The sequence below is a fragment of the Pseudomonas sp. Pseusp3 genome, from assembly GCF_047304225.1.
Taxonomy (GTDB): domain Bacteria; phylum Pseudomonadota; class Gammaproteobacteria; order Pseudomonadales; family Pseudomonadaceae; genus Aquipseudomonas; species Aquipseudomonas fluorescens_CD.
In genome coordinates this window covers 32,849-43,780 of sequence record NZ_JBGLYV010000054.1, presented here as the reverse complement: position 1 = coordinate 43,780, position 10,932 = coordinate 32,849, and the positions used below count along the sequence as shown (strand labels likewise).

Genomic DNA, 10,932 nt, shown 5'->3' with positions numbered 1-10,932 from the left:
TTCTCGATTTGTTCGGGGTCTGGTGGCTGATCAAGCGCACGCGGCTGAACACCATTGCCCAGGAGATCGAAGGATGATGTTGTCTCGTGAAACCCTGTGGCTGATCGTCGGTTTTGCGGGGCAGGTGGCCTTTACCGGGCGCTTTGTCCTGCAGTGGCTGTACAGCGAGTACAAGAAACGCAGCGTGATCCCGACCAACTTCTGGTACCTGAGCATCGTCGGCAGTACCTTGCTGCTCGCCTACGCCATTTATCGCGAGGACCCGGTGTTCATCGCCGGGCAGGCGTTCGGCTCCATTGTCTATTTTCGCAACCTGCAATTGATTGCCAAAAGCAGAAGCGTGAAGGAATAAACCATGCGTAGATCGTTGTCGCCCAGGGTCGAGTGCCTGGGCCTGATGCTGCTTGCCCTGTTGCTGATAGGCGCGGGAATGGGGCTGCGCCAGGCCCAGAATGTGGATGAGGAACGCTTCCTCGGCGTCGCACTGGAGATGCTGCAAAACGGCTCGTGGCTGATCCCGCACCGGGCCGCCGAGATCTACGGCGACAAGCCGCCGATTTTCATGTGGACGGTGGCGTTTTTCACCTGGCTGACCGGCAAGCCCAACATCGCCCTTTACATCCCGGGACTGTTTTCGGCCGTGACGGTCACGGCGATGGTCTATGACCTGGGCCGTCGCCTGTGGACCCAGCGTACCGGGCGCAACGCCGCACTGTTGTACCTGGCGACATACCAGACCTACAGCATCCTGCGTACCGGTCAGATCGACAGTTTGTTGATTCTGTTCACCTCCCTGGGCCTGTACGGTCTGGCGCGACACCTGCTGCTCGGCCCGGCATGGCGCTGGTTTTACGTAGGCTGCGCGGCCATGGGCATCGGCGTGATCACCAAGGGCGTGGGATTTTTGCCAGCGCTGTTGCTGATTCCTTACGCCTATGCGGTACGCAAGGATTGGCCCGGTGTGGTGGCCATGCCCGGCGAGGCGCGCAAGTGGTTGCTGGGGTTTGCGCTGATGCTTGCGGCGATTGCGATCTGGTTGTTGCCCTTGGCCTTGTCCATCATCTTCAATGGCAGCGAAGACGAAATTGCCTATGCGCGGGAAATCCTCCTGCACCAGACCGCGGGCCGCTATGCCGCCGCGTGGCATCACCGCGAACCGTTCTGGTACTTCTTCACCAACGTTATTCCGCAGTACTGGCTACCGCTGGTGCTGGTGCTGCCATGGCTGGTGCCCGCCTGGCGCCGTCAGTTGCAAAAACGTGACGGCCGGGTCCTGGTATTGCTCGGTTGGGTAGCGCTGGTGGTGCTGTTTTTCTGCATCAGCAGCGGCAAGCGCAAGTTGTACATCTACCCGGCGTTGCCCGGGCTGGTGCTGATCGCTGCGCCGTTGATTCCGTGGATGCTCAAGCGCTGGTTCAAAAGGCACCCGCGTTTGCGCCGGGTGTTCCCGGCACTGGTGGCGACCTGGTTCGTGTTGTGGTTCGCCCGTGGTTTCATCGAGCCGCTCAAGGAAGGCACCAACATCGATCAGGTGCTCATGACACAGGCTGCGACGATGACCCAGGGCGCCGATCTGGTGCTGGTCAACTGGGAAGAGGGGCACTGGTTGTTTGCCCGTCAGCCGATCGTGCATTTCGGCATGGACTATTCGTCCATCGAAAAAGCCGCGCTGTATCTGCGCGAACACCCCAAGGCCTACGCCTTGGTGCCGGATGACGTACTGAGCCAGTGCTTCAAACCCGAAGCGGCCCGTGAACTGGGTGAAAACTCCCGGGCGAACTGGTCGATCGTGGGTGCGGATGCCGACACCGGAAAATGCGTGCCGCAAGAAGCCAGCAAGGCCTATCGGTTCACCTGGAGCGACCCGCATATGCCATCGGCGCCGGCGCAACAAGTAGCCAATCCCTGAGGGTAAAAAAGGTTCTTCCCGCATTCTCGGGGAATTGTAGGAGCCAGCTTGCTGGCGATGGACTCAAATGCGCCGTGTTTATCCAGTTCACGCGCGTTATCGTTTACGACCATCGCTGGCAAGCCAGCTCCTACAAAGGGCCCGTCATTTGCTGGCATCCAGCACCACCCGGTAGCGCGCCTTGCCGCTGCGCAGATGATCGATGGCTTCGTTGATCCGGCTCATGGGAAACATCTCGACCTGCGGCAGGATCTGATGGCGTGCGCAGAACTCCAGCATGGTCGCGGTGTTGGCGGGTGAGCCGACCGGTGAGGCGGACAGGACTTTTTGCTGGGGAATCAGGTTGAACACGTGCACCGCAATGGCATCGGGCACGACGCCGACAAAGTGCAGGCGACCCTTGCCGCGCAGGGTGGCAAGCATGGCGGTCCAGTCGAGGTTGGCGTTGGCGGTGACCAGGAGAAAATCCAGGGTGCCGGCAATGGCATTGAGTGCATCGGTGTCGGTCGAGGCGACCACCTTGTGTGCGCCCAGGCGCCTGGCTTCGTCCTGCTTGCTCAGCGATGAAGTGAACGCCGTGACTTCGCAGCCCCAGGCGTTGAGAAAGCGCAGCGCCAGGTGGCCGAGGCCGCCGATACCCACCACGCCGACCCGGTCGGTGGGCTTGATGCCGAATTCCAACAGCGGGTTGAACACGGTCGAGCCGGCACAGAACAATGGCCCGGCCAGTGCCGGGTCGAGCCCGTCCGGAATCGGCAGGGCCCAGGCCCAGTGCGCGCGAATGCGGTCGGCAAAGCCACCGTTGCTGCCGATGATGGTCGGTTGAACGGTGCTACACAGGTTATGGGAGCCTTCGATGCACGACGTGCAATGCATGCAACTGCCCTTGTACCAACCGATGCCCACCCGCTGGCCCATTTCCAGACCGCGCACCTGAGCGCCCAGCCGCACGATACGGCCGACCACTTCATGGCCGGGAATGAACGGGTAGCTGCTGATTCCCCAATCGTTGTCGATCAGCGACTGGTCGGAGTGGCAGACGCCGCAATATTCCACGGCGACTTCCACCTCATCGTTTCCCAACGGGCCGGGATCGTAGCTGTAGCGTTCCAGTGGCGCGCCCGCTGCCGTGGCGGCCCAGCCGGTAAAGGTAGTGAGTTCGCTGCTATCGCTCATGGGACACCTCCAGATCAGAAGTCAGGGGTTTTGGCCGCTCGGGTGCAACGGCGGAGCGAGGAAAGTGTAGCGGGTTGCCGGCGCGCCATCGGGATCCACCCCGGATACTTGAAAATACAAAGGCGCCCGATATGGACACAAAGCAGATACATGAGCGCGGTTTCATGGGCCAGGTCCGACGTTCACAGAGAGATCAGCCATGTTCCGCAAATTGCAGCAGGTCGCCAGATTGCTCGGCCAGAGCGCCCGCTTGATGGTCGGCGTTCCCGAGTACGACAACTACGTGGCGCAAATGGCCCGCAACCGCCCGGGCGAGCCGGTCATGAGTCATGAGGCGTTTTTCCGCGAACGCCAGGAAGCGCGTTTTGGCCGGGGCAAGTGCAATACGCGCTGCTGTTGAAGGCGTTGGGCGTATGCGCGGGTCTTTAGTGGCCGACGCATACGCCCGCCACGGTCACTGTTCGAACAATTGGTGATTGGCCCGTACGAAGTCAGCCACCGTTTGCGGCGCTTGACCGGTGATCTGCCCGATCACGCCATCCACTCCGGCAAAGATCCCGTTCTGGTAATCGACGGCCACTTCCAGGAAGTGCTGGATGACAAATTCCGGCAGATCGTAGGTCTGCAGGTGCTGGCGATACTCCTCCAGCGTCGATGGATTGTAGGTGATGGTGCGGCCGACGATGGCGCTGATTTCCTCGGCGATTTGCCCATGGCTCAGTTCGACCGGGCCGCACAGCGGGTAGGTCTTGCCGATATGACCGGATGGTTGGGTCAGTAGCCTGGCGATCACACGGGCCTGGTCTTCGGCGGCAATCGGTGCGTGTCGCCCGTTACCGTACGGCAGCGTTATCCTGTTTTCCTTGACGATCTGATCCAGTACCCACGGAAAAATCAGCCATTCGGAAAAGAATGTCGGGCGAATGTGCACCACAGGCACGCCCGACCAGTCGAGTACGCGCTCGGCGATCCAGTGGTCGCGGGCGGCATGGCTCAGCGAGTCTTCGCGAGCGGAAATCTGCGACATTTCCACCACCACCTCGACGCCTGCGCGCCGTGCGGCATCGGCAAAGTAGGCGGTCGCCTGAATGTAGCCGGGGCGAACCGGGTAGCACAGGTAAGCGCCGGTCACACCATCCATGGCACGCAAGATGTCGTCATGCTCCAGCAGGTCGCCAACAAAGATTTCGGCACCCTCGTTCTGCAATGCAGTGCTGCGCTCGTCCAGCTGATGCACGAAAGCGCGCACCGCATGACCTTCATTGAGCAGATGACGAACGGTATGGACGCCGGTTTTACCGGTTGCCCCGGTGATGAGATAGGTACGTGGTTGCATGATGGAGTCTCTCTCTGCAAAAAACGATTGGATTGGATCAGCTGTCGAAGGGCGCGTTGTCGATCAGGTCGCAGACATTCGGGCAATCGAAGCCATGGATGTGGCGACGCCCGACATCCGCGAGCCCGGTGCCAATGGCCGTATGGGGTTTCTTCCTGGCCACTTCGGCCAGGGCTTGGGTAAAGGCCGCTTTCATGCCTATGCGGGGGTAGAGCGCGAGCGTGTCGTCGACCAGCGAGGGGGTTATTTCATCCAGATGCAGCCCCATGACATCGACATGGGCGCCCAGATAGATCAGGGCGATTTCCGGCTGCTTACGGTCGGCGATGCCGGCGCTGGAGTGCAGGGCGATCGCATCCCAGACCTGTTCGGCTTTTGCCTGCGCATAACCGTTGGCCAAGAGAAAACGACGGGCGGCATCGGCGCCATCGACCTCAAAGCGCTGGTCGGCGGCAAACTCGGGCGTCAGCCCAAGATCGTGCAGCAGTGCCGCGAGGTAGACCGCTTCCCGGTCGTACTGCAAGCCCCGGCGCTGGCCGAGGAATTCGGCAAACCACCATGTTCGGTGCACATGATGCAAAAGCGCCCTGGAGTGGACGCGTTCCACGAGCGAAGCGGCTCTGCGGGCCAGCTCGGAGTCTGGTGCGCTGAAGCCGCCGATGTTGATGGGTGTATTCATGTTGCCTCCCGGGGATGAAGATGACTTGACGTTCACTCTAGGGATTTGGTGGGTGGCACAATTGACTATTTGCGGATGATTTGTGCCAATATTGACGCCTTGAACCTGCAGGAGTCAGCCGTGACCAGCAAGACAAAACCCGGCCAGCCATCGATTGGCCGTACGCCAAAACGCATCGTGATATTGGGCCTGCCACCCGTGGACGGGCTCGATGTGATCGGCCCGGCCGAGGTGTTTTCCCTGGCGAACAATCTGCACGAGGGAGCGTCCGCGCCTTACGTACTTGAGCTGGTCTGCGCCGGTGTCGACCCGCAGATGGCCAGCAGCACCGGCATCGGGCTCATGGCCCACACGACCCTTGAGCACGAGCGCCGTGCCGACAAGTCCATCGACACGCTGATCGTGGCGACGGGCTGGCAGGCAATCGATCAACTGGACGGGGCGGCAATCGAATGGATTCGCGCGAGGTCACAAAACGTACGCCGGGTGTGCTCGATCTGTGTCGGTGCGTTCGCCCTGGCGGATTCGGGTCTGCTGGACGGGCGCCGTGCGACGACTCACTGGCGCATGGCGCGCGACCTGGCCGAGCGTTATCCCAAGGTGCAGGTCGATCCGAATCCGATCTGGATCAAGGACGGCAACGTCTATACCTCGGCCGGCATCTCGGCGGGCATCGACCTTGCCCTGGCACTGGTCAGCGAAGACCTGGGGGATGACGCCGCGCTGGACATCGCGAAAAACCTGGTGCTGTTCCTGCGCCGTCCCGGTGGGCAGGCGCAGTTCAGCGTCGCCCTGCAATCGCAGCAGGTCCCCGGTTCAAATCTGGATGAACTGCGCCACTGGATCAGCGAACACCTGGGTTCACAGCTGACCGTGGAAATCCTCGCGGATCGCTTTGCCACCAGCGTCCGAACCTTGATACGGATCTTTCAGCGGGAGTTGCAGACCACGCCCGCCAGGTACGTTGAAGACGTTCGGCTGGAAGCGGCTTGCCGGGAGCTCGAACTGGGCGGACGCTCGATGGAAGAGGTCGCACGCCGATGCGGTTATCACAGCGTCGACGTACTGAGGAAGGTTTTCGTCCGGCGCCTTGGCGTGAGCCCCAGAGAGTACGCGCAACGTTTCGCGCCGGACGCGGGGTAGGGGCGCCCGAGGTTTTCGCACTGGGCGTCCCCTTAAGCAGCGGTTCAGTCGAGTGGCTTGCCGGCCGTTTCCTTGACCCGCGCCAGCCCGATCAAGGTCAGGCAAAGGCACGCCATGACGTACAGCGCCGGGGCGTTGTTGTTGCCAGTCAAGCCAATCAACCCGGTGGCGAAGAACTGCGCGAAGCCGCCGAACACCGAGACGCCCAGGCAATAGATGATCGACAGCCCGGTGGCACGAATCGCCCTTGGGAACAGTTCAGTGATCAACACCAGGGTCGGCACGGTGATCAACACCAGCAACAAGGTGGTGACCAACGAGACGGCCAGCAGCATGCCGAGCGTCGGGAACCGGTTCATCAGGATGAACGCCGGGTAGATCAGCAACAGCATGGGGATGCTGCCCAGGGCGATGGTGCGGCGCCGGCCGATCCGGTCGCTGAGTCGGCCGGCCCAGATCGACAGGCCGATCTGCACCAGTGCGCCAAGGCAGGCAGCGTTGGTGCCCATGGTCATCGGCAGGTGTAGCACCGTGACCGTGTAGTTGGTCATGTAATCGAGCACGATGTAGCTGGACGCGGTGCTGCCGATCACCAACAGCACACCGGTCACTATCAGGCGACGATAGCCGGTGAAGATCACCCGCACGCTGGATACCGCTTCATGACCTTGTTCGGCGGCGGTTTCCTTGAGGTGGCGACGGATGTAAATGCCCACCGGGATCACCAGGATTCCCAAGGCAAAAGGTATCCGCCAACCCCAGCTCTCCAATGCCTCGGGCGACAAGGACGAGCTCAGGGCCAGCGCCACCAGTGCCCCCAGCAGGAAACTCAAGCCCTGGCTGAACAGCTGCCAACTGCCGTAGAAACCTCGGCTTTTGTCATCTGCGTATTCCATCAGCATCGCCGTCGAGGCTCCGACTTCACCGCCGATGGCGAAGCCCTGAATCAAGCGTGCCAGCACAATGATCAGCGGCGCAAAGAAGCCGATCTGCGCATAGGTGGGGGCGATAGTGAACAACAGCGAACCCAGTGCCATCAGCCACAGGGTCAGCATCATCGCCGGTTTGCGTCCGGCCCGGTCGGCATAGGCCCCCAGCACCAGGCCACCGACGGGGCGCATGCCGAAACCGACGCCAAACGTGGCCAGCGACAGCAGCAATTGCCCGAGCGTGCTCTCGACCGGGAAAAACTGGCGACCGATGAGCGTGGCGAAGAAGCTGTAGACGGAGAAATCGTAGAACTCGAGACCCGAGCCGATGGTGATGGCGGCGATGGCTTTTGCGCCAATCGGCCGCCGGGCTGCGGCGGCATCGGGCAGGGCGGTAGAAAGGGGAGTGGACATGGGGCGAACTCCTGAAGACGAGGGCGATACCAGCAGATTTTGGAAGGATCAGGCCAGGAAGGCCTCGACCAGTCGCACCCAGTAGCTCGCACCGGTCGCCAGGCAGTCGTCGTTGAAGTCGTAGCCGGGGTTGTGCACCATGCAGCCGCCTTCGCCTTCGCCTTCGCCTTCGCCTTCGCCTTCGCCATCACCGTTGCCGATCAGCAGGTAGCAGCCGGGGCAGCGCTCGAGCATCACGGCGAAGTCCTCGCTGCCGGTCAGTGGCTGCATGTTCGGGATCAAGCCTTGTTCGCCCACCCAATCGAGCGCCACCTGGCGAGCGAATTCGGTACTTTCGGGGTGATTGAACAGTGCCGGGAAGCGTTGCGCCTCGTCGACCGTCACCGTGGCGCGTGCACCGAAACTTGCCGCCTGGGCTTCGGCCACGGCGGTGATCCGTGCAATCAGCTCGTCGCGTACTTGCGTCTTGAGTGCGCGCACGCTCAGTTGCAACTCGGCATGATCGGGAATCACATTGGCCGCAATCCCGGCGTGAAACGCGCCGACGGTGACGACAGCGGTGTCGAGCGGCGCGACATTGCGCGAGACGATGCTCTGCAATGCCATGACGATGGCCGAGCCGGCCAGCACCGGGTCAACGGCCTTGTGCGGCATGGCGCCGTGACCGCCAACGCCGTCGACCCGAATGCTCACGGTGTCGGTCGAGGCCATGAACGGACCGGCCAGGAATCCCAGTTTGCCCACCGGCAGCCCCGGCATGTTGTGCATCGCAAACACTGCGTCGCAGGGGAACAGCTCGAACAAACCGTCTTCGAGCATGCGCCGGGCGCCACCGTCGCCTTCCTCGGCGGGCTGGAAAATCACCACCAGCGAGCCGTCGAACTCGCAACTCTCGACCAGGTAGCGGGCGGCCGCCAGCAACATCGCCGTGTGCCCATCGTGACCGCAGGCATGCATCACGCCTTCGTGGCGGCTGGAGTAGGGCAAACCGGTCTGTTCGATGATCGGTAGCGCATCCATGTCCGCTCGCAGGCCGATCGTCTTGCCACTGTTGCCTCGGCGCAGCAGCCCGACCACGCCGGTGCCACCCAGGCCCCGGTGCACTTGATAACCCCAGGCCTGGAGCTTGCCCGCCACCAGGTCGGCGGTGGCGAACTCTTCAAAGCTCAATTCCGGGTGGGCGTGGAGGTGCCGGCGCAGGGCGATCATCTCTTCTTCGAGCGCACGAATGCCGGGCAGGGCGGGCAAATCGATCATCAGATTCTCCTCGTTTTTATTGGTCGTTTTCGGCTGTTGGACTGATACCCTGCGATGCTAATGAGTTGGCGAATGCCGCGGCAGTCGCAAAAAAGATGGGCTGAAAACCGCTGGTTTACACCCGGTGCATCAGGAGGAAGGGATGAAGCTGCATCAATTGCGGGCGCTGGTGATGATTGCCGATTGCGGCAGCATTCGTGCGGCGGCGCGGCAACTGGGGATGTCGCAGACAGCAGTGGCCAAGGCTTTGCGCGAGCTGGAGGAGCACTTGAACCTGCCGCTGCTGGTGCGCAATGCCAGCGGGGTGGTGCTGACCACCTACGGTCAGTCGCTGTTGCAGCATGCGCGGCAGATGCTCAGCCAACTCGAACGCGCGCAACTGGAACTGGCACACCTGAGCGATCAGGCCGAAGGGCAGTTGCGCCTTGGCATTTCGCCGTGGATGGGCATGACCCTGTTGCCCGAAGTCGTGACGCTGTTCCGCCAGCGCATGCCACGGGTACGCCTGGAGATTTTCGAAGGCTTGATGGCGGTGACGTTGCCGCGTTTGCGCGACGGCACCATGGAGTTTGCGGTGGGGCTGGTGTCTTCGTTACTGCCGCGCCCGGAGTTTGTCAGCGAGCAGATTTTTTCGTATCGCATGGCCGTCGTCGCCCGCCATGGGCATCCGCTGCGTGAAAGCCGTTCCATCCACGATTTGCTCGATCAGGATTGGGTGGTCAATTACCCGGATGCCAATCACGAAAGTTTGATGACCGAACTGTTCTGGCAGCACGGCGCGCAGATCGACATGCAACACATCCACCGTGCGCATTCACCGCAGCTGACGCTTTCACTGGTCGAGCAGACCGACATGCTGAGTTATTTTCCGGAGCCGATGCTCACCATCCCGGGCTACCGCGAACGGGTGAGGCGTCTGGCTCTCGAGGAGAGCTTTGCCACCGACACCATCGGCATCGTCACCGGGCGCAATGCTCAGATGGGTGTGGCCGCGCAATGCTTCGTCGACTGCCTGTTCCAGGTCATCCGGCGCCGCGCCCGGTCGGCACGGCCGGAGGATGTCGAGCTGTTCGATACGCTGGAACTGTTGATCTGAGGGGTGCCTCAGAGCGCCAGGTCGATCACGAACGCGTCATTGAAATCAGGATTTTCGTTGATGCCATTCCTGGCATAGCCCCGGGGGTTGCAGACCACGCGGGTGTTGCCCACCCGATAATCAAAACTGCCATGGGTGTGGCCATGCAGCCACAGTGCCGGCTGCCAGTCTTTGATCCGCGCTTCGAGGTCCGAGACAAAGCTTGAATTGATCGGCGAACCGGCAAACGCCGGGCTGATGCTCGATCGTGTCGGGGCGAAATGAGAGACCACTACCGTAGGCATGCTGCTGTCGCGGGTGAAGCAGTCATCCAGCCAGGCGACGGTCTGCAGAAACACCAGCTGGGAAATGGCGGGCGTGAACAGGTCTGGAAAGTCGGGGGCGATCTTGATGTGGCTGAAGTCACGGATCAGTTGGGTCGCCAGATCAATGCCCAGCGCCCGATCTTCGGGGCTGTCGAGCAGACGATGGTCAGACCACAAGGTGCAACCGAGAAAACGCACGCCATCATGGACGTACTCCGAACGCTCCAGAACGTGGATCTGTGTGCCTCGCGCCAGGCTGTTCAACTGTTCGTGGGTGGACACCAGGTCACTGCCGTAAAACTCGTGATTGCCCGCCACGTACACCAACGGAACCGGGCACGCCTTGGCCCACTCGATGGCCTTGGCTGGCCGGGCGATATCCCCGGCGAGCACGACAATATCGGCATCCACGGCGGGAAAGGGGGTCGTGTTGACGGACAGGTGCATGTCGGACAGCAAGGCGATGCGCATTGATCAACTCCGGCTGGTTTTGCAGGGCAGGTCATTCAAGTTACGCGTTGCTGACCTCTTGCCACAAGCCTGCCGTGGCAACGGAACTGTCGGCGGATAGCGGCGGGCCAGGCGACTTCGATGCTGGATGTGCCGGCCTCTTCGCGAGCAAGCCCGCTCCCACAGGGACTGTGGTCGGCCGCAAGGTTGGAGTTCACTGAGGATCAAACTGTGGGAG

Annotated in this window: 11 protein-coding genes; 5 read left to right on the top strand and 6 right to left on the bottom strand. The window is 61.8% G+C overall.

Going from position 1 to position 10,932, the window contains the following annotated elements; translation table 11 throughout:
* Nucleotides 1-73 precede the first annotated feature (73 nt).
* Both ACCD00_RS18955 and ACCD00_RS18950 read left to right on the top strand, forming a co-directional pair.
* Entirely contained in the window at nucleotides 74-352 is a 279-nt protein-coding gene (locus ACCD00_RS18955; RefSeq protein WP_413426816.1) for a lipid-A-disaccharide synthase N-terminal domain-containing protein, read from the top strand.
* A 3-nt stretch (nucleotides 353-355) separates the two neighbouring features.
* Nucleotides 356-1,909: an ArnT family glycosyltransferase gene (locus ACCD00_RS18950; protein ID WP_413426814.1), complete on the top strand. Its 1,554-nt coding sequence runs from the start codon at nucleotides 356-358 to the stop codon at nucleotides 1,907-1,909.
* A gap of 144 nt (nucleotides 1,910-2,053) precedes the next feature.
* Here ACCD00_RS18950 and ahr read toward each other — a convergent pair whose 3' ends face one another.
* A complete protein-coding gene (ahr, locus tag ACCD00_RS18945) occupies nucleotides 2,054-3,085 on the bottom strand; it encodes an NADPH-dependent aldehyde reductase Ahr (protein ID WP_413426812.1) in 1,032 nt (343 codons plus the stop codon).
* 199 nt (nucleotides 3,086-3,284) lie between these two features.
* Here ahr and ACCD00_RS18940 point away from each other — a divergent pair, with 199 nt between their 5' ends.
* Complete coding sequence (locus ACCD00_RS18940) at nucleotides 3,285-3,485, top strand: YbdD/YjiX family protein (RefSeq protein WP_413426810.1); 201 nt, start codon at nucleotides 3,285-3,287, stop codon at nucleotides 3,483-3,485.
* A gap of 54 nt (nucleotides 3,486-3,539) precedes the next feature.
* Here ACCD00_RS18940 and ACCD00_RS18935 read toward each other — a convergent pair whose 3' ends face one another.
* Nucleotides 3,540-4,421, bottom strand: coding sequence for an NAD(P)H-binding protein (locus ACCD00_RS18935; protein WP_413426808.1), 882 nt, complete (start codon nucleotides 4,419-4,421; stop codon nucleotides 3,540-3,542).
* A 37-nt stretch (nucleotides 4,422-4,458) separates the two neighbouring features.
* Entirely contained in the window at nucleotides 4,459-5,100 is a 642-nt protein-coding gene (locus tag ACCD00_RS18930; protein ID WP_413426806.1) for an HD domain-containing protein, read from the bottom strand.
* A gap of 120 nt (nucleotides 5,101-5,220) precedes the next feature.
* Here ACCD00_RS18930 and ACCD00_RS18925 point away from each other — a divergent pair, with 120 nt between their 5' ends.
* The gene (locus ACCD00_RS18925; protein WP_413426804.1) at nucleotides 5,221-6,243 is read left to right on the top strand and encodes a GlxA family transcriptional regulator; all 1,023 of its coding nucleotides are present in this window, start codon (nucleotides 5,221-5,223) and stop codon (nucleotides 6,241-6,243) included.
* A 44-nt stretch (nucleotides 6,244-6,287) separates the two neighbouring features.
* Here the strand turns inward: ACCD00_RS18925 and ACCD00_RS18920 are convergent, their stop codons facing one another.
* Both ACCD00_RS18920 and ACCD00_RS18915 read right to left on the bottom strand, forming a co-directional pair.
* The gene (locus ACCD00_RS18920) at nucleotides 6,288-7,586 is read right to left on the bottom strand and encodes an MFS transporter (protein WP_413426802.1); all 1,299 of its coding nucleotides are present in this window, start codon (nucleotides 7,584-7,586) and stop codon (nucleotides 6,288-6,290) included.
* A 48-nt stretch (nucleotides 7,587-7,634) separates the two neighbouring features.
* Nucleotides 7,635-8,843 (bottom strand): M20 aminoacylase family protein, encoded by a 1,209-nt coding sequence (locus ACCD00_RS18915; RefSeq protein WP_413426800.1) that lies wholly within the window; start codon nucleotides 8,841-8,843, stop codon nucleotides 7,635-7,637.
* Between the two features lie 142 nt (nucleotides 8,844-8,985).
* On the opposite strand from ACCD00_RS18915, the gene ACCD00_RS18910 reads away from it, so the two are divergent.
* Nucleotides 8,986-9,939, top strand: a complete 954-nt coding sequence (locus ACCD00_RS18910) for a LysR family transcriptional regulator (protein ID WP_413426798.1) — start codon at nucleotides 8,986-8,988, stop codon at nucleotides 9,937-9,939.
* A gap of 8 nt (nucleotides 9,940-9,947) precedes the next feature.
* Here ACCD00_RS18910 and ACCD00_RS18905 read toward each other — a convergent pair whose 3' ends face one another.
* Nucleotides 9,948-10,715, bottom strand: coding sequence for a metallophosphoesterase (locus tag ACCD00_RS18905; protein ID WP_413426796.1), 768 nt, complete (start codon nucleotides 10,713-10,715; stop codon nucleotides 9,948-9,950).
* Between the last annotated feature and the right edge of the window lie 217 nt (nucleotides 10,716-10,932).

Excerpts from the sequence above, each read along its gene's own strand:
- ACCD00_RS18955 (WP_413426816.1), top strand. The coding sequence starts at position 74 with ATGATGTTGTCTCGTGAAACCCTGTGGCTGATCGTCGGTTTTGCGGGG.
- ACCD00_RS18950 (WP_413426814.1), top strand. The coding sequence starts at position 356 with ATGCGTAGATCGTTGTCGCCCAGGGTCGAGTGCCTGGGCCTGATGCTG.
- ahr (WP_413426812.1), bottom strand. The coding sequence starts at position 3,085 with ATGAGCGATAGCAGCGAACTCACTACCTTTACCGGCTGGGCCGCCACG.
- ACCD00_RS18940 (WP_413426810.1), top strand. The coding sequence starts at position 3,285 with ATGTTCCGCAAATTGCAGCAGGTCGCCAGATTGCTCGGCCAGAGCGCC.
- ACCD00_RS18935 (WP_413426808.1), bottom strand. The coding sequence starts at position 4,421 with ATGCAACCACGTACCTATCTCATCACCGGGGCAACCGGTAAAACCGGC.
- ACCD00_RS18930 (WP_413426806.1), bottom strand. The coding sequence starts at position 5,100 with ATGAATACACCCATCAACATCGGCGGCTTCAGCGCACCAGACTCCGAG.
- ACCD00_RS18920 (WP_413426802.1), bottom strand. The coding sequence starts at position 7,586 with ATGTCCACTCCCCTTTCTACCGCCCTGCCCGATGCCGCCGCAGCCCGG.
- ACCD00_RS18915 (WP_413426800.1), bottom strand. The coding sequence starts at position 8,843 with ATGATCGATTTGCCCGCCCTGCCCGGCATTCGTGCGCTCGAAGAAGAG.
- ACCD00_RS18910 (WP_413426798.1), top strand. The coding sequence starts at position 8,986 with ATGAAGCTGCATCAATTGCGGGCGCTGGTGATGATTGCCGATTGCGGC.
- ACCD00_RS18905 (WP_413426796.1), bottom strand. The coding sequence starts at position 10,715 with ATGCGCATCGCCTTGCTGTCCGACATGCACCTGTCCGTCAACACGACC.